Source organism: Streptomyces sp. NPDC001617 (assembly GCF_053596855.1).
The window spans coordinates 174,874-198,220 of the sequence record NZ_JBSFHA010000002.1; the positions used below are offsets into that span (position 1 = coordinate 174,874).

Sequence of the window (23,347 nt, forward strand, 5' to 3'; positions counted from 1 at the left end):
CTGCCCGTAGGGGACTACCCCGACATCTGCGCCCCCGGCCCGTGGACGACCGCCCCGGACCGTGGACGACCTGCTGGGACGGCTACGCGGGAACGATGTTCACCAGCTTCGGCGCCCGCACGATCACCTTCCGGATGCCGGCCCCGCCCAGCGCCTTGACCACGTTCTCGTCGGCCAGCGCCACCTTCTCCAGCTCCTCGTCGGAGATGGTCGGCGGCACCTCCAGCCGCGCCTTGACCTTGCCCTTGATCTGCACGACACAGGTCACGGCCTCATCGACCACGTACCGCGGGTCGGCGACCGGGAAGTCCTGGTGGACGACCGAGTCGGTGTGGCCCAGCGTGCGCCACAGTTCCTCGGCGATGTGCGGGGCCAGCGGGGCGACCAGCAGCACCAGCGGCTCGGCGACCGATCGCGACACCGCGCCGCCCGCCTTCGTCAGGTGGTTGTTCAGCTCGGTCACCTTGGCGATGGCGGTGTTGAAGCGCAGGCCCTCCAGGTCCTGGCGCACCCCGTCGATCGCCTTGTGCAGGGCACGCAGCGTGTCCTCGTCGGGCTCGGCGTCGACCACGGTCACTTCCCCCGTGGCCTCGTCGACGATGTTGCGCCACAGCCGCTGCAGCAGCCGGAACTGGCCCACCACCGCGCGCGTGTCCCACGGCCGCGACACGTCCAGCGGGCCCATCGCCATCTCGTACAGGCGCAGGGTGTCGGCGCCGTACTCGGCGCAGATCTCGTCCGGAGTGACCGCGTTCTTCAGGGACTTGCCCATCTTGCCCAGCAGCCGGGAGACCTTCTCGCCCTGGTGGAAGTAAGCGCCGTCACGCTCCTCCACCTCGGCGGCCGGCACCGCGATGCCACGGCTGTCGCGGTAGACGTAGGCCTGGATCATGCCCTGGTTGAACAGCTTGTGGAACGGCTCCGCGGAGGAGACGTGCCCCAGGTCGAACAGCACCTTGGACCAGAAGCGCGCGTACAGCAGGTGCAGCACGGCGTGCTCGGCACCGCCGACGTACAGGTCGACACCGCCGTGCGGCAGGCCCTCGCGCGGGCCCATCCAGTACTGCTCGATCTCCGGGTCGACCAGCTGCTCGCTGTTGTGCGGGTCCAGGTAGCGCAGCTCGTACCAGCAGGAACCGGCCCAGTTGGGCATGGTGTTGGTCTCGCGGCGGTACTTCTGCGGACCGCGGCCGTCGCCCAGGTCCAGGGTGACGTTGACCCAGTCCTCGTTGCGCGACAGCGGCGTCTCCGGGGAGGTGTCCGCGTCGTCCGGGTCGAAGGTGCGGGGCGAGTAGTCCTCGACCTCGGGCAGCTCCAGCGGCAGCATCGACTCGGGCAGGGCGTGGGCGATGCCGTCCTCGTCGTAGACGATCGGGAAGGGCTCGCCCCAGTACCGCTGGCGGCTGAACAGCCAGTCGCGCAGGCGGAAGTTGACGGTGCCCTCGCCGACGCCCTTGCGCGCCAGCCACTCGGTGATGCGCGCCTTGGCCTCGGCGACGTCCAGGCCGTCCAGCGACACACCCTCACCGGTGGAGTTGATGATCTTCGCGTCGTACGACGAGAAGGCGTTCTCCCACGTCGAGGTGTCGGTGCCCCGGCCGTCGGTCGGCTCCACGATGCAGTGGATCGGCAGCTCGAAGGCGCGCGCGAACTCGAAGTCGCGCTGGTCGCCGCACGGAACGGCCATGATCGCGCCGGTGCCGTAGCCCATCAGGACGTAGTCGGCGATGAAGACCGGGACCTGCTCGCCGTTGACCGGGTTGGTCGCGTACGCGCCGATGAAGACGCCGGTCTTGTCCTTGGCCTCGGCCTGCCGCTCGACGTCGGACTTCGAGGCGGCCTGCGCGCGGTAGGCGGCGACGGCCTCGGCCGGGGTGGCGTGACCGCCGGTCCAGACGTCGTGCGTGCCCTCGGGCCATTCCTGGGGCGTGAACTTCTCGACCAGGGGGTGCTCGGGGGCCAGCACCATGTAGCTCGCGCCGAACAGGGTGTCGGGGCGCGTGGTGAAGACGGTGATGCGCTCGCCGTCGATCGGGAAGTCGACGCGGGCGCCCTCGGAGCGGCCGATCCAGTTGCGCTGCTGCAGCTTGATGGCCTCGGGCCAGTCCAGCGCGTCCAGGTCGTCCAGCAGCCGGTCGGCGTAGGCGGTGATGCGCATGTTCCACTGGCGCAGCTTGGCCTTGAAGACCGGGTAGTTGCCGCGCTCGGAGCGGCCGTCGGCGGTGACCTCCTCGTTGGCCAGCACGGTGCCCAGGCCCGGGCACCAGTTGACCGGCGCGTCGGAGGCGTACGTCAGGCGGTACTCGCCCAGGACGTCGGCGCGCTCGGCGGCGCTCAGCGCGTCCCAGGATCGGCCGCCGGGTACCGCACGCTCACCGGTCTCGAACTGGGCGATCAGCTCGGAGATCGGGCGGGCCCGGTTCGCCTCGTCGTCGTACCAGGAGTTGAAGATCTGCAGGAAGATCCACTGGGTCCACTTGTAGTAGTCCGGGTCGATCGTGGCGAACGACCGGCGCCGGTCGTGGCCCAGGCCCAGCTGGCGCAGCTGCGACTTCATGTTGCCGATGGCGGCCTCGGTGGTGATCCGGGGGTGCTCGCCGGTCTGCACGGCGTGCTGCTCGGCGGGCAGGCCGAAGGCGTCGAAGCCCAGGGTGTGCAGGACGTTGTGGCCCGTCATGCGCTGGAAGCGCGCGAAGACGTCGGTGGCGATGTAGCCCAGGGGGTGGCCGACGTGCAGGCCCGCGCCAGAGGGGTACGGGAACATGTCCATGATGAACTTCTTGGGCCGGGCGACGACCGCCGGGTCACCGGCCAGGTCGCCCTTGGGGTTCGGCGCCGCGTAGGTGCTGTCGGCGTCCCAGAAGTCCTGCCAGCGTGCCTCGATCTCGGCCGCCAGGGCGGCCGTGTAGCGGTGCGGCGCGGCCACCTCGACGGCGGCAGCGGGGTTCGTCTCGCTCATGGTCCTTAAGCTCCATCGATCGTCTCTGCCAGCGGCTTTGTCGTTCCGGAAACGAAAAATCCCCTCGCACAGGAGGGGACGCCGCGCCGATGCCGACCATCCGGTTGCCGGTGGTCGGGACTGATCAGCGCGGCTCGCTAAGCAGAAGGCGTACGGCACGCATGCGGTTAGGGTACCCCAGCGCTTGAGCACGATGCGACGCGCTTGCGTATGGCTCCTTGGCACCGACGCCACACCGCCGCCAGCCGACAAAAACTGAACACAGGTCAAAAGTTACTTCGCGTAACACCTACTTCTGGGACATCGCAACAATCCCGTTGTCCCTTGATAACAACGCAATAACTCAAACCTCGTACCGATCGGTATGGAGCCACTTAGAGTTCGGCAGCGGGACCGCCTTCCCGAACTGCTTCGGAGTTGCCCCCATGAACCCTCGTCGTAGTACCAACAGCTCGCTCCCCAAACCCGGCCGCTCGGCCTACGGGGTGGGGACGGCTGTCGTCCTGCTGCTCATACCCGTCGTCGTGCTGCTCGGAGGCAGCTGGCTCCAGGACTTCCTCAACTTCGGTGCCGGCGTTCTGTCGCTCGTCTGCCTCACCAGCTCGTGCATCTGGGGCCTGGTCGCCCAGGACCGCCTCATCCTCAACATCCGCCAGCGGATCGTCGCCCAGGGCATCCACCGGGTGACCGCCGTGGCCTCGATCGCGTTCCTCTTCGTCCACATCGGAGTCAAGATCGCGCTGGACCACGCCGGCTGGGTCGCGGCCCTGATCCCGTTCGGCCTCGTGCTCACCGGCAACGGTGACGCGAACCCGGGCAGCGGCGCCCTCATCGGCATGGGCTCCATGGCCGCGTACCTGATGATCTTCGTCGGCATCACCGGGGCCCTGCGCAACCAGTTCGCCTCCCCGGCACCGGTCGCGGCGCGCTGGCGGGCCATGCACATGCTGGCCTACCCGGCTCTGTGCTTCGCGGTGATCCACGGCCTGTTCGCCGGCCGCCCCGCGAAGCCGTTCTTCATGATCTCGTACGAGCTGTGCCTGGCCGGGATCGTCGCGGCACTCGCCCTGCGCGCGGCCCCGCGCCCGTTCAAGCGGAAGGTCGCCGACCGCCTCGCCGTGATCCTGGGCAACGAGCCCGGCATGGCCCGCGGCGAGGAGCTCGAGGCCAGCCGCGCCCGCGTGGCGGAGGGCTCCACCTCCCTGCTCGGCTACGAGAACGCCCGTGCGCCCCGGCAGTCCCCCGCCGACACCATGTCGACGCCCGCCGCGTCCTTCTACGAGACCCCCGCCTCACGCACCATGACCCCGGAGCCCTCGAACGGCTTCGCGGCCGCCTACCGCGCGGTCACACCCCAGCAGGGCGGTCAGCAGCCCTACGGTGCCGACCAGACCGCCCGCATGGACCTGCCCATGGACATGCAGGCCACCGCGTCGGTCCCCCGGGTCGACAACAGCACCTCGGGCAGCTGGCCGGTCCCCTCGCCCCCGCCGGTCGGCGAGGCCCCTCCGTCGGCGTACGACCCGATGCAGGACACCGGCTACAACAACATCCCGGCCTACGGCAGTCAGGGCACCGCCGCGTACCGGAACAGTGATGTGTACGACACCGGTGAGACAAACACCCCCTACGGCACGTACAACCCGAACGACACGTACAACAGCGGTCCCGCCAACGAACCAATGCCCGGTGAGTCCTTCGACGCACCGGGTTCGGGCGAACCTTGGAACACGCCTTCCGGAGGCTATAGGTGAACGAGGCCCTGCCCGACGTCCCAGAAGTCCGCGTGGTCGGGCTTCCACAGCTCACGTCGGGCTTCGACCTTGTAGAGAGACTCGACCTGTCCATGCACCTCAAGGTGCATGGACCGCTCGAACCCCTGGGCGGCGAGCAGCTGGCCAAGCTCGCCGAGAACATCAGCCTGAAGGGCCGCGGCGGCGCGGGCTTCCCCTTCCACAAGAAGCTGCGCTCGGTGGCCGAGGCGGCGATCAAGCGCGGCGTACGGCCGGTCGTCGTCGTCAACGGCAGCGAGGACGAGCCGGCCTGCCGCAAGGACACGGTGCTGATCAACCGTGCCCCGCATCTCATCCTGGACGGCGCGCTGCTGGTCGCGGAGGCGCTGGGTGCCCGCACGCTCGTGGTGGGGGTCACCCGGGAGTCGACCCAGCGCTCCATGGAGGCCGCGCTCTCCGAACGCGGCCTGAGCAACGGCCGCCGGTCGGCCCTGAAGGCCTTCGTCCAGCGCAACCCGGTCCGCATGGTCACCGGAGCGGCGGCGTCGCTGATCCGCTCCATCGACGGCGGCCCGGCGATCCCGCCCGGCCGCAAGGTCAGCGCCTCGCAGAACGGCGTCGGCGGCGCACCCACCCTGCTGTCGAACGCCGAGACCTTCGCCCAGCTGGCCATCGCCGCCCGCATCGGCCCCGAGCGCTACGGCAACACCGGTCTCTACGACGAGCCCGGCACCGTCATGCTCACGGTCTCCGGCGCGGTCGCGCGCCCCATGGTGATCGAGGTCCCCACGGGCGTGCCGCTGCGCTACGTCCTCCAGCTCGCCGGCGCCCCGCCGGTTCCGCAGGGTGTGCTGACCGGCGGCTACCACGGCAAGTGGATCGACGCGGCGACCGTCGACGAGGCGATCATCTCCCGCAACTCGCTGGACGCGGTGGGCGGCGCGCTCGGCGCCGGTGCGATCCTGCCGATCAGTCAGGAGACCTGCCCGCTGGGCGAGTCGCTGCGCGTGGCGCAGTGGCTGGCCGAGGAGAGCGCGGGCCAGTGCGGCCCCTGCTACCTCGGTCTGCCGGCCGCCGCGCGCGGCATGGAGGACATCATCAACGGCGGCGGACCGGCCGCCCTGGAAGCGCTCAAGCAGGTCGCCAAGAACGTGAAGCGGCGCGGCGCGTGCTCGCACCCGGACGGCTCCGCGATGTTCCTGGAGTCGACCATCAAGGCGTTCACCGACGACCTCGCCGCCCATGTCCTCGGAAACGGCTGCGGACGGCCCGTGGAGGGCGTTCTGCCGCTCTTCGAGGGCGGCAAGATGCCTACGGGCATCCCGGGCGGTGGAGAGGCGCCACAGGAGAACGGAGCGAGCCGCCAGAAGATCTACGTGGACTGGACGCTCTGCCGCGGCCACGGCCTGTGCGCGGACATCCTCCCGGAGGTCTTCGAACTCGGCGCCGACGGCTTCCCGACCGTCGCCCAGGCCCAGGTGCCGCGCTACGCGGAGGCCAAGGCGGTGCGCGCGGTGCGCCGCTGCCCGGCGCTGGCTCTGCGCATCGAGGAGGAGGCCCCCCGGGACCGGGCCCCGTCCCGCAACCTGCCGGTCCTCTCCCAGGGCCGCGGACGGCGCGCCCTGGGCCGCTGAGCACGGACCGCAAGACACGAAGAAGGCGGGCCATCCGATCGGATGGCCCGCCTTCAATTCCTGTGGAGCTAAGGAGAATTGAACTCCTGACCTCCTGCATGCCATGCAGGCGCTCTACCAACTGAGCTATAGCCCCTTGCTGTGCCCCCCGGCGTCTCCCCCCGGCGGCGACGCCAACATTACACGGTCCACCGGGTGGAACACCAAATCGTTTCCCACCCGCCCTGGACGGCCCGAGTCAGGCCGTCACGAACGAGTAGAACCGCTTGAGGGTGCAGTGCTCCTCCAGGAGACGGCCGTAGATCGGCTCGCCCTCCAGTTCGCGGTACGTCTCGATCGGGTCGCCCTTTATGATCAGCGCCCGCGCGCACTCCTCGCACCAGTACTGGTAGTCGGGGTTGAGCGGTTCCATGTCGCGGACGATCGGCGTACCGCTGCCGCACCAGTCGCACTTTCGCCTGTGTGCACCCATCGATCAGCTCCAGCTGTGGCCGCAGGCCGTGCACACGTAGGAGACCCCGCCGTTGTCGCCGAGGACCTGGGCGACGTGGACGGAACCACAGGAAGGGCAGCTCAGGCGGATCACCGTGTCTCGTGTCGACGCCGCTTCGAGGAGGTGGCCGACCTCCTCGAGGATGCTCGCAGGCATCACTGCTCCCTCCCGTCGGGCCGCGCCCCTCCGGCCGTTTGATTCTGCCATGGCCGGGCCAATACGGTCAGCGACGCCTCAGTACCAGTCCGGACACGGCGCCCCGTCCACAGAGGTATACGCCTCCAGGGGCCAAGTCACTCAAGCATCATGCAGAAGATCCCGCCTCCTGACGGAGACGGGATCCTGATCAAGTGGAGCTAAGGAGAATTGAACTCCTGACCTCCTGCATGCCATGCAGGCGCTCTACCAACTGAGCTATAGCCCCTTGCTCTTCACCCCCCACCGGGCGGGGCGAACAAGAAGAACTCTAGCCTGCGACCTGCCGGAAAGTGAAATCCGCTAGTCGTCGTCGCCCAGCACCGGCTCCGGGAGCGTGCCGGCGTTGTGTTCCAGCAGGCGCCAGCCGCGGGCGCCCTCGCCGAGGACGGACCAGCAGCAGTTGGAGAGGCCGCCGAGGCTCTCCCAGTGGTGGGCCTCCAGGCCGAGGAGACGTCCGATGGTGGTGCGGATCGTGCCACCGTGGCTGACGACCACGAGCGTGCCGTCGTCGGGGAGCTTCTCGGCGTGCCGGAGGACGACGGGGGCGGCGCGTTCGGCCACCTCGGTCTCCAGTTCACCGCCGCCGCGGCGGACCGGCTCACCGCGCTTCCACGCGGCGTACTCCTCGCCGTGCCGCTCGATGATCTCCTCGTGCGTCAGCCCCTGCCAGACGCCCGCGTAGGTCTCGCGCAGCCCCTCGTCGTGGGTGACGTCCAGGGCGGTGAGCACGGCGAGCTCGGCCGCCGTGTTCGCGGCGCGCTGGAGGTCGGAGGCGACGATCGCGTCGGGCTTGAGGGAGACCAGCAGCCGGGCGGCGCGGCGGGCCTGGGCCACGCCGGTCTCGGTGAGCGGGACGTCCGTGGTGCCCTGGAAGCGGCGCTCCACGTTCCAGGACGTCTGGCCGTGCCGCCAGAGGATGACGCGGCGGCCCCGCCCGGGCCGGCCCGCGGTCACCTCACCTGTGGCGCTCATCACCACTCACCGCCCAGGTCCGACGCCTCCTCGGCGGCCTGCAGCTTGGCGTGCTCCTCGGCCTTGCCGCGGGTGGCCTTGGCGTCGGCGGGCAGCTCCAGCTCGGGGCAGTCCTTCCAGAGCCGCTCCAGGGCGTAGAAGACGCGCTCCTCGCTGTGCTGGACGTGGACGACGATGTCGACGTAGTCGAGCAGGACCCAGCGGGCCTCGCGGTCGCCCTCGCGGCGCACCGGCTTGGCGCCGAGCTCCTTCTGGAGCCGCTCCTCGATCTCGTCGACGATCGACTTGACCTGGCGGTCGTTGGGTGCGGAGGCCAGCAGGAAGGCGTCCGTGATCGACAGGACGTCGCTGACGTCGTAGGCGATGATGTCGTGCGCGAGCTTGTCGGCTGCCGCCTGGGCGGCGGTGTGGATGAGCTCGATGGAGCGGTCAGTGGCGGTCACTACGAGGCTTTCCGTCGGCGGTCACTTGGCCTCAAGGGTCTCACGGACCGCCGACAGCACCCCACGTGTTGGGCGGATCACCTGGGGCGCCCGCCCGCGTCACCCGCCGTTTCCTAGGACGACGACGGCTTGTAGTTCTGGCCGAGGAGCACCGAGACGTCCGCGTTCGAGGTGGTCTTGCCCTTGCTGACGGTGCTGGTGGGCAGGCCCAGGGTCTTGGCGACCTCGGTGGCGTTCTCCTTGTCGGCGGCATCGGAGTAGACGACCTTGGACGTCGCCGATGCGGCGGAGGGCGTGCCGCCGTCCAGGAAGGTGTAGCCACCGTTGAGGAGGACGACCCGGGCCTTCTCGGTGTTGTCCTTCACCCCGCTGGCGTTCTGCACCGAGACGCGGACCGCGGAGCCCTGGTCGGGGCTCTTGGCACTGCCTCCGAGGACGTCCTTGACCACGCTCGCGCTGGCCTGCGCGCTGAGCGTGCCGTCGTTCTGGACGGGCAGCAGGGCGGTCTTGTAGTCGCCGCCCTTGGCGAGATCGGCGAGCTTGGCGAGGAAGGCGCCGAGGTCCTTGTCGGTCAGCGGCGGGTCCAGGATCTGAGCCAGTGTCTGCACGGTGGTGGTCGCACCGGTCGGGTCGGAGGACAGCTTGCGCAGCACGCCCTGCATGACCTGGCCGAACCGCTCAAGCTGGGCGTTCTGGGCCTCGCCGGAGGCGCGGTAGGTGGCGTAGGCGACGGCCGCGCTGCCGCTGAGGGTCTGGTCCTTGCCCTGGTGGACGAGGGGCGCGGTGCCCTTCTTCTTGGCGGCCGGGTCGGGCACGTTCGTGTTGGTGTCGATGTCGATGTTGCCGACGAGGTCGACCAGGTTCTCCAGGTAGGGCGTGTCGAGCCGCCAGGTGCCCTGGATGTTCGTGCCGAGGACCGTGTCGAGGGCGTCACGGGTGCCGGAGGAGCCGTCGTCCTCGACCGACTTGGCGAGCGTGGTCGTGGTGCCGTCGTCGTCCGTCAGGGAGAGGGAGTTGGGGATCAGGACGGTCGTGCCCTGCTTGGTGGTGGTGTTGTCGACGAGCAGCGCCGTGGAGGTGCCGCCCTTCTTGGTGTTGTGCAGGTGGACGACGATCACGTCGCGGTTCTGGGCGCCCGCGGCCGTCGCCGTGCCGGTCTTGGACGACGACTTGGACAGGCCGGGCAGCTTTCCGGCGTACCAGAGGTAGCCGACGCCGCCGACCGCGACCAGGGCGAGGACCACCACCAGGGCGATGAGCCGGCTGCGGGCCCGGCGCTTGGCCTCCTCGCGGCGCTCGGTGCGGTTCTCGGTGAAGTTCAGCCAGTCGATGACGTCCTCGGAGTCGTCGGTCGGCTCCTCGACGAAGGCGAACTGCTCGGTGCGGTAGTCCCGTTCGGCGGGGCGGCCGGGGGCGGCCGGCTCTTCGGCGGGGCCGGCCTGCTGCGGGATGTAGGCGGTCTGTTCGGCGACGCGGGGCTGCCGGCCGCTGCTCGCGGTCTGGCCGTAGGGGTCGTACGGGGCGGCGGGAGCGCCTCCCTGGGGCGCGCCGGTGCCGTAGGCGTCGTAGGAGGGCGCCTGGGGCTGCTGACCGGTGCCGTACGGGTCGTAGGGCGACGTCTGCCGCCCGCCGGTCGCGTACGGGTCGTAGCCGTAGCCCTGCTGCTGTGTCTGCTGGGCGTACGGGTCGTACTGCTGCTGGGGAGCCTGCTGCGGCGGGGCCTGCCGGTAGACGGGCCGGCCGTACTCGTCGTAGCCGACGAGTACGTACTGGTCGCCCTGGTCGCCGCCGTGGCCCGCGTCGTATCGCTCGTTCACCCCTCGCCCCTCCCGGCTCACTCGCCGCGGTACAGCTCGCGCTTGTCGATGTAGCGCACGACTCCGTCCGGCACCATGTACCAGATGGGGTCACCCTTGGCGACTCTCGCACGGCAGTCTGTGGAGGAGATGGCCAGCGCGGGAACCTCGACCAGCGAGACGCCGCCCTCCGGGAGGCCGTGGTCGGTCAGGGGGTGACCGGGGCGGGTGCACCCGATGAAGTGCGCGAGGGAGAACAGCTCCTCCGAGTCGCGCCAGGTGAGGATCTGGCCGAGGGCGTCGGCGCCGGTGATGAAGAAGAGGTCGGTGTCGGGGTTGAGCGCGCGCAGGTCGCGGAGGGTGTCGACGGTGTAGGTGGCGCCGCCGCGGTCGATGTCGATGCGGCTCACCGAGAACTGCGGGTTCTCGGCGGTCGCGATGACCGTCATCAGGTAGCGGTCCTCGGCCGGGGACACATGGCGGTGCGTCTTCTGCCACGGCTGGCCGGTGGGCACGAACACCACCTCGTCCAGGTGGAACTGCGCGGCGACCTCACTGGCCGCCACGAGGTGCCCGTGGTGGATCGGGTCGAACGTTCCGCCCATGACGCCCAGGCGGCGCTTGCCGGGGTTCGACGGGCCGCCCCCGACGCCGTTCAACAGGCGGGGCTGCGTGCCGTTCGCCGCGTCCTTCGCCGGACCGGTAGGCATGTCCTGCTCTCCCATGCGTGCAGACCCTACCGGCCCGGCCTGAGGGCTCCGTTCGACGGAGGCCCGAGATGTCCGGTACCGGATGGTGCGGGCTCAGCGGTCGCGGTTGAAGCGGGTGGTGATCCAGAGCAGGAGCAGCAGGATGGCAAGCGCGCTGCCGCCGGTGACCGCGGGGTTGAGGCTCTCGTGGTTGCCGCCCTCGGCCTCGGCAAGGGTGACCAACTGGGCAGCGGTGCTGTGGATGCTCATCTTCGGCAGGACCTATCCGGTGGGCGGGATAAAGATGTCGGCTCATCGTAAGCGGGCGCCCCGCCTGCGATCACCCCGACTCCGCCGTCGGGGAACCCTGGGCGGTCCTCAGTCGTCTTTCCGCTTGTAGCCACGCAGCAGGAACCACCCGGTCAACGCGCAACCGAGGATCATCACGACGAGGACGACCCGGAGCAGATACCCCGATCCCTGGTGCTGGGGGACGCTGGCGGCCGCGGCGAGCCAGGCGGCGGCTGGGATGTGCTCCATGGTGCGGGACTCTCCTTCGGTGTAGTGCCCGTCCACGGTAACTCCGCCTAGGCTGGGGCTTGCTTCGGGGGCGCAAAGGGCCGCACAAGGGTCCGCAAAGGGCCACTCACACGCACATGGGGGAAAGACATGTCCGACGACGGCCACGAGCACAACGGACACGAGAACGTACCGAGCAGGCAGCGCAGGCGTTTCCCCGGGATCTCCTCGCGTGCGTACGAGCACCCGGCCGACCGCAGCGCGCTGGTGGCACTGCGCAAGTTGAGCGGCTTCGACACGGTCTTCAAGGCGCTCAGCGGGCTGCTGCCCGAGCGCAGTCTGAGGCTGCTGTTCCTGTCCGACTCGGTGCGCGTCTCGGACCAGCAGTTCGCCCACCTCAACGACATGCTGCGGGACGCCTGTTACATCCTGGACCTGGAGAAGGTCCCGCCGATGTACGTCAACCAGGACCCGCAGCCGAACGCGATGTGCATCGGCCTCGATGAGCCGATCATCGTCGTCACCACCGGGCTCGTCGAGCTCCTCGACGAGGAGGAGATGCGCGCGGTCATCGGCCACGAGGTCGGCCACGCCCTGTCGGGGCACGCGGTGTACCGCACGATCCTGCTGTTCCTGACCCAGCTGGCCATCCGGGTCGCCTGGATCCCGCTGGGCACGCTCGCGATCATGGCGATCGTGACGGCGCTGCGGGAGTGGTTCCGCAAGTCGGAGCTGTCTGCGGACCGGGCGGGTCTCCTCGCCGGGCAGGACCTGAAGGCCTCGATGCGCGGTCTGATGAAGATCGCGGGCGGCAACCACCTGCACGAGATGAACGTGGACGCGTTCCTGAAGCAGGCCGAGGAGTACGAGGCGGGCGGCGACCTGCGCGACTCCGTACTGAAGATCCTCAACCTGCTGCCGCGCTCCCACCCGTTCACCACCATCCGCGCGGCCGAGCTGAAGAAGTGGGCCGAGTCGCGCGACTACCAGCGGATCATGGACGGCCACTACCCGCGCCGCGCCGAGGACAAGGACACCTCGGTCTCGGACTCGTTCAAGGAGTCGGCGGCCAGCTACGCCGGCAACGTGAAGAACTCCAAGGACCCACTGATGAAGCTGGTCAGCGACATCGCGGGCGGGGCCGGGGGGATCGGGGGCCGGGTGCGGCGGGGCTTCGACGGCTTCACGAGTTCGTCACCGACGGAGGACGAGCCGCCGACGGACACGGACACACCGCCGCGGGACGAGAACTGATCGGGGAAGCCATCGGGATGGAGACGTCCCGTTGGCTTCTCACACCTTGGGTTCCGCGCTGGTCGCCAACGACCCGCACAGCGCCGTGGCGCCACCCGTCGCGTACGGATCCGTGCCCGCCGGCCCTCCCGCCTTCGCCGTCTGGCCGGCCAGCAGCGGGTGGAAGTGGTTCGTCGAGTCCTCCGCGCACGACAGCGGCCCGGCCTGGACGTACGACACGATCAGCTGGGCCTGGTGCAGTCGCAGGTCGTCCCGGTCGAAGCGGAAGTGCAGTTCGCGGCGGACGGTGAACAGGGAGGCCTGGGCCTTGGCGCCGGAGCCGGTCGGCTTGAGGGCGTACACGAAGGTGTGGTCGGCGGTCACCTCGAGCGTCGCCGAGTCGGTCTCCGTGGCCTGCAGCGTGCCCTCGACACGGATCCGGGAGTCGGCGAGCTCGGCGCGGGTCTGGTCGAAGCGAACCAGCCAACCGGTCGGCTGGTGACGCCCGTCGGCGGTCGGACGGTCGAAACTCTGGTCGAACTGGTCGAGTTGGTCCCCGTTGAGCATGACCCGCGCGGGGCGGACGTCCTGACTGCCGATCACCTCGGGGTAGAGCGAGGAGCGGACGATGTAGTCCTTGGCCGTGGTCAACGCGGCCACCACCTGGCTGTCCGAGAAGTGCGCGGTGCGCCGGGCGGCCGGCAGCGGTATGCCTTCGGCGCCGACGCGGAACTGCGCGGCGGGGCTGTGCGCGTACAGGTACTCGGGATCGACCGCTCCGGGCACCTTGCCCTGCGGGGCGAGCGGGATGACGGTCATCCGCAGGGGCTCGACGGGCTGCTGGGCGGCGGGGGCCTGATAGGGGTGGCGGATACCCATGTAGATCGCCGTGCCGAAGGCGAGGGCGATCAGCAGGACCAGGACCAGCGCCTGCCGGGACAGGCCCCGGCGAAGGGGCGGGCGGCGGCGTACTGCGGGGGCGTGGTCGGCCATGCGCTCCTGCGCGGAGAACTCCTGGAGGCGGGCAGCACGGACGAACGACTCGTCGAACACGACGGATCGGTACTCGTCCTCTCCACCTCCGGGGCCGCCCTCGGGTGTCCCCTCAGGTGGGTCTCCAGGCCCGCCCATACATTCAGGGTAGGTCTCCAAGAGCCCCGGTAAACGCCCTGGTACACGACAAGTTCTGACAGGTTCTCACCAGGATCGAAAGTGAGCGCGGGACCCGGGGCGCCACTCAGGGGGTGCGCGGGATCACCGGGATGGCTGGCTGAGAGGTGTCGGCGGAGGCGGAGGGCGGCGCCGCGCTGCCCTGCTCCAGTCCGGTCGAGGCGGGCGGCGGAACCTGGTCCCGGGTGCCCGAGGAGGCGCCCCGGTAGACGGCCGCGAAAGCCAGCGCGACCATGCCGATCCCCATCACGAGGGCGAGCATCCAGGCGACCGGGCGATGCCAGCGGACTGCTTTTCCGTAGGTGCCCGAGGTGCCGTAGCGGCCCTCGAGGACATCGGTGTCATCCAGGTCCTCGAGATCGGGATCATGGCCGAAACCGGAGGGGTCGTAGCCCTCCTGGTACCGCTCACCCCGTCCGTGGGCCCGGCGGGCCTCCGCCTCGGAGGCCTCCGCTCTCGCCTGGGCGGCGGCAAGGAGACGCTCGACGGCGGTCGGCTCGTGTACCACGGCCGCCCGTACGAAGGCCTCGTCGAAGACCACGGAGGCGAACTCTTCGTCCGACACCCCGCGGTCGTGGTCGTCGTCGGGCTCCCAGCCGTCAGGGAACGGCGTGCCCCCCACGTCCTCCGGCACGAATCCAGAGTAGACCTGGGGGGTCAATTTGGGCAGACGGTATGGAAATTCATCCGCTGTGTGAGACACCTCATGAGGTGTGTGTCAGCGGCGGATGTGGCCGTCGCCGGTGACGATGTACTTGGTGCTCGTCAGCTCCGGCAGGCCCATCGGGCCCCGCGCGTGCAGCTTCTGGGTGGAGATGCCGATCTCCGCGCCGAAGCCGAACTGGCCGCCGTCGGTGAAACGGGTGGAGGCGTTCACCGCGACGGTGGTGGAGTCGACCAGCTGGGTGAAGCGGCGGGCGGCCTGCTGCGAGGTGGTGACGATCGCCTCCGTGTGACCGGACGACCACAGCCGGATGTGGTCCACGGCCTTGTCCAGCGAGTCGACGACGGCGGCGGCGATGTCGTACGACAGGTACTCGGTGTCCCAGTCGTCCGGTGTGGCCTCGACGACGGTCGCCTTGGAGTCCTTCGCGTACGCCAGCACCCGCGGGTCGGCGTGGACGGTCACGCCGGCCTCGGCGAGGGCGTCCAGGGCGCGCGGCACGAAGTCGGAGGCGATGTCCTGGTGGACGAGAAGGGTCTCGGCGGCGTTGCAGACGCTGGGCCGCTGGGCCTTGGAGTTGATCAGGATGTCGATGGCCATGTCGAGGTCGGCGTGGGCGTCGACGTAGACGTGGCAGTTGCCGACACCGGTCTCGATCACCGGGACGATGGACTCGGTGACCACCGTCTGGATCAGGGAGGCGCCTCCGCGCGGGATGAGGACGTCGACCAGGCCACGGGCCCGCATCAGCTCGCGGACGCTGTCGCGGCTCTCGCCGGGCACCAGCTGGATGGCGTCGGCGGGCAGCCCGGCGCCGCCCACGGCGTCGCGCAGGACCCGTACGAGGGCCGTGTTGGACTCGTAGGCGGAGGCCGAGCCGCGCAGCAGGACCGCGTTGCCGGACTTGAGGCAGAGGGCGGCGGCGTCGACGGTGACGTTCGGGCGGGCCTCGTAGATGATGCCGACCACGCCGAGGGGGACGCGGACCTGGCGCAGGTCGATGCCGTTCGGGAGGGTCGAGCCACGGACGACCTCGCCGACGGGGTCGGGCAGGGCCACGACGTCCCGCACGTCCGAGGCGATGGCGCGCACCCGCTCCGGGGTGAGCGTCAGCCGGTCGATGATGGCCTCGCTGGTGCCGGCCTCGCGGGCCTTGGCGATGTCCTTGGCGTTGGCCTCGACGATCTCGCTCGTACGGACCTCCAGGGCGTCCGCGATGGCTGCCAGCGCGTCGTCCTTGACCGCGCGCGGCAGCGGGGCGAGATCGGCGGCGGCGGCCTTGGCGCGGTAGGCGGCCCGGGTGACCGGGGACATGGAGTCGTACGGCGAAAGCGTGGTCATGAGGGAAGGGTAGTGCGCCGGACGCGGCCGTCCACCGGTCGTTCCACACCGCGAGACAGGCTCAAAAGGGGTGAACTCCGACAGGCGTCGCCGGTAGCGGGCCGTAGCCCTCGGCGATCCGCTGGTGATAGGTCTCCCGGTCGATGACCTCCAGGCCGACGATCTCCCAGGGCGGGAGTTTCGCGGTCTGGCGGTGTTCGCCCCACAGGCGCAGGGCGACGGCGGCCGCGTCGTGCAGGTCGCGGGCCTCCTCCCAGTAGCGGATCTCCGCGTGGTCGTTCGCGTACCTGCTGGTCAGCAGAAAGGGGTGGTCATGGGCCAGCTGTTCCAGGCCGCGCCGTACCTCGTGCAGGGGGGCCGCCTCGCCGGAGACGCTGAGAGTGACGTGCCAGAGGCGGGGCAGGTCGGCCGGCTGTTCGTAGGTCTCGCCTGCCGTGACGCTGGTCAGACCACCGCGGGACGCCGCCGCCCCAGGGCGTACTCGTCTCACGACGGCCTCCTTTGCGACGGTCGAGCGGCGCTCGTGCGGAACGGGTCCCTGAGTCAAAGTTGAGCAGGCCGCAAGGGTTCGTGGGGCGGTTTTGCGGAACGTCCACCTCAGGACGAATGATGAAACGGGCGTTCCCCCCGTTTTCGGCCGGGGGTCCGGGGCTGCCTCCGGGGGAATGCAACGGGCCGGGGGGCCGCCCCCGGGGAAATACAGCCGACCCGGGGTCCAGGGGCTGCCCCCGCGGCAAAGCAGCCGACCCGAGGCCCAGGGGCTGCCCCCGCGGAAAAGCAACCGACCCGAGGCCCAGGGGCTACCCCCGCGGCAAAGCAACCGACCCGAGGCCCAGGGGCTACCCCCGCGGAAAAGCAACCGACCCGAGGCCCAGGGGCTGCCCCCGCGGCAAAGCAGCCGACCCGAGGCCCAGGGGCTGCCCCCGCGGCAAAGCAGCCGACCCGAGGTCCAGCGGCTGCCCCCGCGGCAAAGCAGCCGACCCGAGGCCCAGGGGCTGCCCCCGCGGCAAAGCAGCCGACCCGGAGTCCAGCGGCTGCCCCCGGGAAGATGCAGCCGGCCCGGGCCGCAGCCGGTGTCAGGGGTGCAGGATCACCAGGTCGTCGCGGTGGATGACCTCGCGCTCGTACGCGGCGCCGAGTTCGCGTGCCAGCTCCCGGGTCGAACGCCCGAGCAGCTGGGGGATCTCCTTGGCGTCGAAGTTGACGAGCCCACGGGCCACCGCACGCCCCTCGCCGTCCCGCAGCTCGACCGGGTCCCCGGCGCTGAACTCGCCCTCCACGGCGGCGATCCCGGCCGGCAGCAGCGACTTGCGGCGCTCCACGACCGCCCGTACCGCGCCGTCGTCGAGGGTGAGCGAGCCCTGCGGGGTGGAGGCGTGCTGCAGCCACAGCAGGCGGTCGGCGGAGCGCTTGCCGGTGACGTGGAAGTGGGTCCCGGTGTCCCCGCCGGACAGGGCCTCGGCCGCGTGCACGGCGTTGGTCAGGACCACGGGGATTCCGGCCGCGGCGGCGATCCCGGCCGCCTCGATCTTGGTGACCATGCCGCCGGTGCCGACCCCGGCCTTGCCGGCGCTGCCGATCTCGATCCCGGCGAGGTCCTCCGGTCCCGTCACCTCCGCTATCCGCGAGGTGCCCGGCCTGCTCGGGTCGCCGTCGTAGACGCCGTCCACGTCGGAGAGCAGGACCAGCAGGTCGGCGTGGACCAGGTGGGCGACGAGGGCGGCGAGACGGTCGTTGTCGCCGAAGCGGATCTCGTCGGTGGCGACGGTGTCGTTCTCGTTCACGATGGGGAACGCACCCATCGCGAGCAGCTTGTCGAGGGTGCGGGAGGCGTTGCGGTGGTGGGCGCGGCGGCTCATGTCGTCGCTGGTCAGCAGGACCTGGCCGACACGGACGCCGTAACGGGCGAAGGAGGCGGTGTAGCGGGCGACGAGCAGGCCCTGGCCGACGCTGGCGGCGGCCTGCTGGCGGGCCAGGTCGCGGGGGCGGCGGCGCAGACCGAGGGGGGCGAGACCCGCGGCGATGGCACCGGAGGAGACCAGGACGATCTCCCTCTCGCCGCCGCTGCGGCTCTTGGCGAGGACATCGACGAGCGCGTCGACCCGGTCGGCGTCCAGACCGCCGGAGGCGGTGGTCAGCGACGAGGAACCCACCTTGACGACGATCCTGCGGGCTTCCGCCACGCCCTGCCTTGCCCCTGCCACCTGCTTCTTCCGTCCCCTCGCGCGCACGGGATACCCGCAGGCAATCTACGCGAACGGGCACGGGCGGCGCGCATCGGTCCAGTCCCCGGACAGACGTCACGTAACCGGTTGCTCACGCGACGCATACGGCAAAAAGGTTGCACTGGTTTCCTATAGAAATCAAAGTACGGGCAAACTTAATTTGAACTTTGTGCCGCCCAGAGATCACCAGGTTCACCGCATGAAGCGCATCCTCCTCCGCTCGGGGAAGAGCCCCTACGACGTCTTCCCTGTGGAGGAGGCCCTCGACCAGGACGTCATCGCCACCAACTCCGGCAATCTGATCTTCAGCGACGCCGCGCACAAGATCCTCGAGACACCCGGCACCGAGGTCGTCTCGAACGGCATCCGGACCGATGTGTCGGCGGCGGAGCGGATCAACGAGGAGTACGACGTCTTCGTCGTACCGCTGGCCAACGCGTTCCGGCCGTCGTTCGAGCCGCAGTTGAGGCGGTTGACGCGGCTGATCGGCCGGCTGCGGATTCCCGTGGTGGTGCCGGGCATCGGTGCGCAGGCCGGGCTGAGCTACAACGCGGCGCGGCTGAAGCCGATGGAGCAGTCGGTGCGGGAGTTCGTCTCGGCGGTGCTGGACCGCAGCGCGTCGATCGGGGTGCGGGGCGAGTTCACCGAGAAGTACCTGAAGGACCTGGGCTTCAAGGACGTCGAGGTCATCGGCTGCCCGTCGTTGTTCCTGTACGGCAAGGAACTCCCCGTACAGAAGCGGTTGCCGGTGCTGACCGCCGACTCCCGGATCGCGGTCAACGGTTCGCACAGCGCGGTGCAGAAGCAGGGCCTCGACAGGGTCATCACCCGCGCCCACGCCCGCTATCCGCGGCTGACCTTCGTCGGCCAGAACCTCAGCGACGCACGGCAGTTGCACTGGCGGGACCTGTCGCATCCGAACGCCGCGGTGACCTCGATACCGACCCACCCGGACCATCCGATGTACCGGGAGGACAAGGCCCGCGTCTACATCGACCCGGTGACCTGGATCGACGAACTGCGCGGCTACGACTTCTCGTTCGGCTCCCGGATCCACGGCAACATCGCGGCGCTCCTCGCGGGCACGCCGGCGACGGTGCTGTGCGGGGACTCGCGGACGCTGGAGCTGTGCCGCTACTTCGACATCCCGCACCGCAGGATCGACCGGCTGCCCGAGGACCTGGACCCCGCCGCCCTGTACGAGGAGGCCGACCTCACCGGCCTGACCGGCGGTCACCAGGAGCGCTTCGAGCGGTTCACCGCGTTCCTGGACCGCAACGGCCTGGAGAACACGTTCACGCACGGCGACGGCGGCGCGGCCTTCGAGGCCCGTATGAAGGCGCTGAACTTCCCGCCGGCCATCCGCCCCTGGAACGAGGCCGACCTCGCCTCGCTCACCTCACGCTTCGGCTGGATGCAGACCCGCATCACCGAACTGTCCCTGGACAATGCCCAGTTGAAGCGCGAGCTGGAACGGAACGCCGGCAGGTCGGGTACGGCGACGTCGACGACGTCCGTCTACCGCCGGGCCCGGCGTGTGGTCGGCCGCCCGATCCGCAGGGCACTGCAGACGGGCCGGCAGTAGCGCCGGCCCGTCCATGACGAGGCGGAGGCCGACAGCGAGCGACCCGCGCTGTCGGCCTCGCCCTGTGAGCTGCTGTCAGGCCGCCGTGGCAGTCCCGCCCGACGTAGGCGTCCTGCGCCGCCCGCCGGTCGTCCGCGCCTTCAGCACCCTGCGCGCCTTACGCGCCGCCCGGCGGAACACGGACGTCGGCGAGTGCTCGCGGTACCCCGGGAAGGCGCGGGCCTCGCGCACAGGGGCGAGGTAGACGCGGTCGGGGATGCCCGCGGAGGCGTCGCGGAAGTGGGGGTAGACGAGGTAGACCTCCCGGCCCTTCTTCTCCAGGAGGGCCGCCGCCTGCTTCTTCGCCTTCAGGAACTCCGCGACGGGGAGCAGGAGTTCGGGCTGTCCCTCGGCGACCAGGTGGAGCCGAAGCCGCTCGTCGACCCTGAGTCGCTGGGCCACGCCCTCGGTCCAGAACTCCTTCATCAGCGGCTTGGCCAGCTCGAACTTGTGCCGCCGTACCCTCTCGCTGTCCTTGGCGTACTTCGGGCCGAACTGCGGTGCCAGCGTGATCACGAAGGGGCGGTGCATCAGCGAGTCGCGCCGCTCGCCGGGCGGGACCATGTCGGCTATCAGAGTCATCAGGGCGCGCGCGGAGTCGAAGCGCAGGGTGTAACCGCCGCTCTTCGTCACGTGCTTGCCGTCGTCGCGGCCGACCAGGTAGTAGCAGGTGTAGTCGGCGATGACGGAGACGCCGTCGGCGCGGAGGTAGGCCTCCATGGTGAACAGCGCGTCCTCGCCGGTCCACAGGGACTCGTCGAAGCGCATGCCGTGCCGCTCCAGGAACTCCCGGCGGAACAGCTTCTGCGCGCTCAGCGTGAACTTGATGTTGGACGAGAAGACGTCCGTGCGCTCCAGGGTCTTGCCCCACATCGACTGCGGCGGCTTGCGGTTGACGCCCTCTACCTTGCCGAGGACGACGTCCGTGCCGTTGCGGTCGGCCATCGCGACCATCCGCTCCAGCGCTTCGGGGCCGAGCCGGTCGTCGGCGTCGAGGAAGAAGACGTAGCGCCCGGATGCCTTGCCCAGGCCGACGTTGCGCGGGCCGCTGGGGCCGCCGGAGTTGTCCTGCCGGATCACCGTCACCGGCATGGCGACGCGGGCCGCGAACTCCTCCAGGCACTCCCCTGTGCCGTCGGTGGAGCCGTCGTCCACCGCGATGACCTCGATGCGCCCTGGGTCGATGGTCTGTGCCTCGACGGAGGCGAGGCACTCGACCAGGTACGGCATCGCTTCGTATGCCCCGATGACGACAGTCACATCAGGCTGCGTCACGGTCACATTTCCCCCTTGTCACGGGATGTTTCCCCCGTATCGTCTTATTCGCTACCTCTTAGACGGACGGCCACGGCTGTGGGTTGCCTACAGATACGTAAAAAGGGCCCGGTTTCGAGGATCACTCCTCGAGAACCGGGCCCTTCTCACCGTTTTCACATACTGGGCCTCATGCGGTGGGCGGCTGGGCCGACAGCGCGTCCGACAGCTCGTCCGCGCCGGGGGTGCCGGCCGCGGCGGCCCGCGACTCCTGGCCGAGGTTGCGCGTCTCGGCCTTCAGGGCCAGGTCGCCGACCGCGGTGTTGAACTGCTCGATGGAGGTGGGCTCGTCCGGGCCGAGCAGGTACGCCTTGAGCTCCTTGCGGTCCTCCGCCAGCGGGTCGGTGGACGGGTCGCGGACCGCGGCCAGCAACTCGCCCAGTTCGGCGGCCGAGTTGGACAGGATCGTGGCCGCGCGCACCGCGGTGTTCTGCCGCTTGAACTCCTCGACGCCCAGCTCGGCGGAGTCCGTCACCGCGTACGGCTTGCCGCTCGCGAGGAAGTCGGAGACCACACTGGAGATGTCGGAGACCATCGCGTCGGAGACGTTGAAGCAGTCGAACAGGCGCGGCTCGGCGCCCGCGATGACACGGTGCTCGAAGCTGCCGAAGGAGCGCCAGTAGGCGTCGTTCCACTCGCCGCGCAGCTCGGCGACCTCCTCGTGCTTCTTCAGGTCGACCACGCCGTCGCGGGACGCCTCGGCCTCGTCGCCCCGGTCGCCGGCGGTGCCGGACAGCTCGGCGAGGCGCGCCTCGATCCGGGCCAGCTCGGCCTTGGCCTGCTGCACGGCGGCGGCGTCGGCCTGGAAGCGCGCGTCGCCGGCGCGCTCGACGGCGGCCTTCTCGACCAGCGTGACGATGCGCTGGTGCGCGACGCCGGCCTCCTTGCTGACCGTCCCGGTGAACGGGTGCGGCTTGTACAGGACGCGGACCGGCGGGTCGGCCTTGACCAGCTTCTTCACGATGTTCTCGCCGGCCAGCACGATCGAGGTGTTGCCCGGGTCGCCGTCCCATCCCTCCCAGGTGGGTGCGTACAACACCGTGGGGATACGGCCGTCCGGCACACCCTGCCAGCCCTGGATCGGCGCCAGCTGCGGACGGCCGACCTCCACGATGTCGTCGTCGCGGACGCCGACGTCGGCGATGGCGTAGCGGTCGCGGCCCGCCCGGCCGGCGGTCCACACCTCGTCGTACACCTTGCTGAACGGGTTGACGCTGGCCAGCTTGTCGCTGTCGCCGTGGCCGATGAACACGTGCTTCATGGTCGGGACGCGCAGCAGGTGGATGTTCTTGCCGACGTTGGCCGCGTAGAGCGCGACGCGCACGTTCGTCAGGTCCAGGTTCATCAGGTGCACACCGCCGGGCACGCAGATGACGGGGACCGTGGTGGGCGCCAGGTTGGCGAGGATGACGCGCTCGCGCAGGATGATCAGCGGCTTGGAGTCGAGCTGCTCCATCGTCTCCAGCCACATGTTGACCTGGTACGCGGAGTCCTTGGAGCCCGAGAAGTACAGCACCGTCTCCGGGCTGTACTCGTGCAGCCAGTTGTCGACGGCCGCCAGGACCTTCTCGGCGTTCGGCGGGGTCTTGCGGCCACGGACGTACGGCATCAGGGCGAGGACGTACACGGAGCCGAGGAAGATGGTGATGCCGATGCCGATGAAGCCGGGCACGGAGGTGTCCATGGCGGCGGCGACCAGGATGCCGGCGACGGCCGCGAGGTCCAGGTGGAGCATCTTCTCGGCCGAACGGTTCAGCAGACCGCGCGGCGGGGCGTCCGGGATGCGGATGCGGGACTTCAGGTCGACGTTGCGGGTGGCGACCGGCATCCGGCGGCGGTTGCGGATGAGGGTGACCAGGGCGCCGTGCGGGGCCTGGAGGCCGTAGAACGCGATGAAGCAGGCGACGGCGCCGTAGTAGATCAGGTTGTCCGCGAGGGACAGCCGGGCCAGCAGCAGGACGAGCAGCAGCTCTCGGATCAGGAAGCGGATCGAGAGACCGGCGCGGACCTTGCTGAGGCGGTTGACCAGGTAGCTGCCCTTGCGGTGCAGATAGTGGTCCGCCAGGTACGTCACGGCGGCCGCTGCCGCGAAGGCGGGGACGCTCGGGACGAGCGCGGCCAGCATGAGCGCCGGGAAGCCCAGCATCATGAGCGCCGCCGCGGCCAGCTCGGCCGCGCTGCCCACCCGGGCGACGCGAATAGCGGTGGATATCACGGAGAACCTGCTCTGGGAGGGGAGTGCCGGTTTTGTTCGTGGTACGGATTCAGGCCTCTGCGAAGACCCGGTCAATGCACTGCACTAACAGCACCGCATTAACACCGGAAAGCAGAGGCCTGAAT

At 69.9% G+C, this 23,347-nt stretch carries 20 protein-coding genes and 2 tRNA genes; 4 read left to right on the plus strand and 18 right to left on the minus strand.

Annotation, left to right across the window (positions count from 1 at the left end; all coding sequences use genetic code 11):
* Positions 1–82 precede the first annotated feature (82 nt).
* Positions 83–2,959 (minus strand): leucine--tRNA ligase, encoded by a 2,877-nt coding sequence (gene leuS / locus ACWC09_RS02425; protein ID WP_450847699.1) that lies wholly within the window; start codon positions 2,957–2,959, stop codon positions 83–85.
* Positions 2,960–3,384: 425 nt separating this feature from the next.
* Here leuS and ACWC09_RS02430 point away from each other — a divergent pair, with 425 nt between their 5' ends.
* A complete protein-coding gene (locus tag ACWC09_RS02430) occupies positions 3,385–4,713 on the plus strand; it encodes a ferric reductase-like transmembrane domain-containing protein (RefSeq protein ID WP_450847701.1) in 1,329 nt (442 codons plus the stop codon).
* Complete coding sequence (locus tag ACWC09_RS02435) at positions 4,710–6,326, plus strand: NADH-ubiquinone oxidoreductase-F iron-sulfur binding region domain-containing protein (protein ID WP_450847702.1); 1,617 nt, start codon at positions 4,710–4,712, stop codon at positions 6,324–6,326. Before ACWC09_RS02430 ends, ACWC09_RS02435 begins: the two co-directional genes overlap by 4 nt.
* A gap of 63 nt (positions 6,327–6,389) precedes the next feature.
* Here the strand turns inward: ACWC09_RS02435 and ACWC09_RS02440 are convergent.
* From ACWC09_RS02440 to ACWC09_RS02485, 10 genes are all read right to left on the minus strand, one after another.
* Positions 6,390–6,462 (minus strand) — tRNA-Ala (locus ACWC09_RS02440).
* A gap of 102 nt (positions 6,463–6,564) precedes the next feature.
* On the minus strand, positions 6,565–6,798 hold the full coding sequence (locus ACWC09_RS02445; RefSeq protein ID WP_019523121.1) for a hypothetical protein: 234 nt from the start codon (positions 6,796–6,798) through the stop codon (positions 6,565–6,567).
* Positions 6,799–6,801: 3 nt separating this feature from the next.
* Entirely contained in the window at positions 6,802–6,975 is a 174-nt protein-coding gene (locus ACWC09_RS02450; protein WP_356357244.1) for a hypothetical protein, read from the minus strand.
* Between the two features lie 195 nt (positions 6,976–7,170).
* Positions 7,171–7,243 (minus strand) — tRNA-Ala (locus ACWC09_RS02455).
* 74 nt (positions 7,244–7,317) lie between these two features.
* Positions 7,318–7,989: a histidine phosphatase family protein gene (locus tag ACWC09_RS02460; RefSeq protein WP_450847705.1), complete on the minus strand. Its 672-nt coding sequence runs from the start codon at positions 7,987–7,989 to the stop codon at positions 7,318–7,320.
* Positions 7,989–8,432 (minus strand): ribosome silencing factor, encoded by a 444-nt coding sequence (gene rsfS / locus ACWC09_RS02465; RefSeq protein WP_450847706.1) that lies wholly within the window; start codon positions 8,430–8,432, stop codon positions 7,989–7,991. The genes ACWC09_RS02460 and rsfS overlap by 1 nt, the downstream gene beginning before the upstream one ends.
* A 113-nt stretch (positions 8,433–8,545) precedes the next feature.
* Positions 8,546–10,249, minus strand: a complete 1,704-nt coding sequence (locus ACWC09_RS02470) for a LytR C-terminal domain-containing protein (protein ID WP_450847708.1) — start codon at positions 10,247–10,249, stop codon at positions 8,546–8,548.
* 17 nt (positions 10,250–10,266) lie between these two features.
* A complete protein-coding gene (gene nadD / locus ACWC09_RS02475; protein WP_450847710.1) occupies positions 10,267–10,953 on the minus strand; it encodes a nicotinate-nucleotide adenylyltransferase in 687 nt (228 codons plus the stop codon).
* 78 nt (positions 10,954–11,031) lie between these two features.
* The gene (locus ACWC09_RS02480; protein ID WP_450847712.1) at positions 11,032–11,187 is read right to left on the minus strand and encodes a hypothetical protein; all 156 of its coding nucleotides are present in this window, start codon (positions 11,185–11,187) and stop codon (positions 11,032–11,034) included.
* Positions 11,188–11,295: 108 nt separating this feature from the next.
* Entirely contained in the window at positions 11,296–11,457 is a 162-nt protein-coding gene (locus ACWC09_RS02485) for a hypothetical protein (RefSeq protein WP_450847713.1), read from the minus strand.
* A 129-nt stretch (positions 11,458–11,586) separates the two neighbouring features.
* On the opposite strand from ACWC09_RS02485, the gene ACWC09_RS02490 reads away from it, so the two are divergent.
* A complete protein-coding gene (locus ACWC09_RS02490; RefSeq protein WP_450847715.1) occupies positions 11,587–12,690 on the plus strand; it encodes a M48 family metallopeptidase in 1,104 nt (367 codons plus the stop codon).
* A 39-nt stretch (positions 12,691–12,729) separates the two neighbouring features.
* Here ACWC09_RS02490 and ACWC09_RS02495 read toward each other — a convergent pair whose 3' ends face one another.
* The 5 genes from ACWC09_RS02495 to proB all read right to left on the minus strand — a co-directional run bounded on the left by ACWC09_RS02495 (position 12,730) and on the right by proB (position 18,027).
* Complete coding sequence (locus ACWC09_RS02495) at positions 12,730–13,800, minus strand: SCO2583 family membrane protein (protein ID WP_450847717.1); 1,071 nt, start codon at positions 13,798–13,800, stop codon at positions 12,730–12,732.
* A 106-nt stretch (positions 13,801–13,906) separates the two neighbouring features.
* Positions 13,907–14,473: an SCO2584 family spore wall biosynthesis protein gene (locus tag ACWC09_RS02500; RefSeq protein WP_450847718.1), complete on the minus strand. Its 567-nt coding sequence runs from the start codon at positions 14,471–14,473 to the stop codon at positions 13,907–13,909.
* Between the two features lie 84 nt (positions 14,474–14,557).
* Positions 14,558–15,844, minus strand: coding sequence for a glutamate-5-semialdehyde dehydrogenase (locus tag ACWC09_RS02505; protein ID WP_450847720.1), 1,287 nt, complete (start codon positions 15,842–15,844; stop codon positions 14,558–14,560).
* A gap of 61 nt (positions 15,845–15,905) precedes the next feature.
* Complete coding sequence (locus ACWC09_RS02510; RefSeq protein ID WP_450847722.1) at positions 15,906–16,334, minus strand: hypothetical protein; 429 nt, start codon at positions 16,332–16,334, stop codon at positions 15,906–15,908.
* 586 nt (positions 16,335–16,920) lie between these two features.
* Positions 16,921–18,027, minus strand: a complete 1,107-nt coding sequence (proB, locus tag ACWC09_RS02515) for a glutamate 5-kinase (RefSeq protein WP_450847869.1) — start codon at positions 18,025–18,027, stop codon at positions 16,921–16,923.
* Between the two features lie 241 nt (positions 18,028–18,268).
* On the opposite strand from proB, the gene ACWC09_RS02520 reads away from it, so the two are divergent.
* Positions 18,269–19,654 carry a polysaccharide pyruvyl transferase family protein gene (locus tag ACWC09_RS02520; RefSeq protein ID WP_450847724.1) on the plus strand — a complete coding sequence of 462 codons (1,386 nt, stop codon included), beginning with the start codon at positions 18,269–18,271 and terminating at the stop codon, positions 19,652–19,654.
* A 75-nt stretch (positions 19,655–19,729) separates the two neighbouring features.
* On the opposite strand, the gene ACWC09_RS02525 is transcribed toward ACWC09_RS02520, so the two are convergent.
* Positions 19,730–20,974, minus strand: a complete 1,245-nt coding sequence (locus tag ACWC09_RS02525) for a glycosyltransferase family 2 protein (protein WP_450847726.1) — start codon at positions 20,972–20,974, stop codon at positions 19,730–19,732.
* A gap of 163 nt (positions 20,975–21,137) precedes the next feature.
* A complete protein-coding gene (locus ACWC09_RS02530) occupies positions 21,138–23,222 on the minus strand; it encodes a hypothetical protein (protein ID WP_450847728.1) in 2,085 nt (694 codons plus the stop codon).
* Positions 23,223–23,347: the final 125 nt, after the last annotated feature.

What these genes read in the sequence shown, in the direction of transcription:
- ACWC09_RS02485 (WP_450847713.1), bottom strand. Translation starts at nt 11,457, where the DNA reads ATGGAGCACATCCCAGCCGCCGCCTGGCTCGCCGCGGCCGCCAGCGTC.
- ACWC09_RS02495 (WP_450847717.1), bottom strand. Translation starts at nt 13,800, where the DNA reads ATGGGCGGGCCTGGAGACCCACCTGAGGGGACACCCGAGGGCGGCCCC.
- nadD (WP_450847710.1), bottom strand. Translation starts at nt 10,953, where the DNA reads ATGGGAGAGCAGGACATGCCTACCGGTCCGGCGAAGGACGCGGCGAAC.
- ACWC09_RS02430 (WP_450847701.1), top strand. Translation starts at nt 3,385, where the DNA reads ATGAACCCTCGTCGTAGTACCAACAGCTCGCTCCCCAAACCCGGCCGC.
- ACWC09_RS02520 (WP_450847724.1), top strand. Translation starts at nt 18,269, where the DNA reads ATGAAGCGCATCCTCCTCCGCTCGGGGAAGAGCCCCTACGACGTCTTC.
- ACWC09_RS02490 (WP_450847715.1), top strand. Translation starts at nt 11,587, where the DNA reads ATGTCCGACGACGGCCACGAGCACAACGGACACGAGAACGTACCGAGC.
- ACWC09_RS02480 (WP_450847712.1), bottom strand. Translation starts at nt 11,187, where the DNA reads ATGAGCATCCACAGCACCGCTGCCCAGTTGGTCACCCTTGCCGAGGCC.
- ACWC09_RS02505 (WP_450847720.1), bottom strand. Translation starts at nt 15,844, where the DNA reads ATGACCACGCTTTCGCCGTACGACTCCATGTCCCCGGTCACCCGGGCC.
- ACWC09_RS02460 (WP_450847705.1), bottom strand. Translation starts at nt 7,989, where the DNA reads ATGAGCGCCACAGGTGAGGTGACCGCGGGCCGGCCCGGGCGGGGCCGC.
- leuS (WP_450847699.1), bottom strand. Translation starts at nt 2,959, where the DNA reads ATGAGCGAGACGAACCCCGCTGCCGCCGTCGAGGTGGCCGCGCCGCAC.
- ACWC09_RS02450 (WP_356357244.1), bottom strand. Translation starts at nt 6,975, where the DNA reads ATGCCTGCGAGCATCCTCGAGGAGGTCGGCCACCTCCTCGAAGCGGCG.
- ACWC09_RS02445 (WP_019523121.1), bottom strand. Translation starts at nt 6,798, where the DNA reads ATGGGTGCACACAGGCGAAAGTGCGACTGGTGCGGCAGCGGTACGCCG.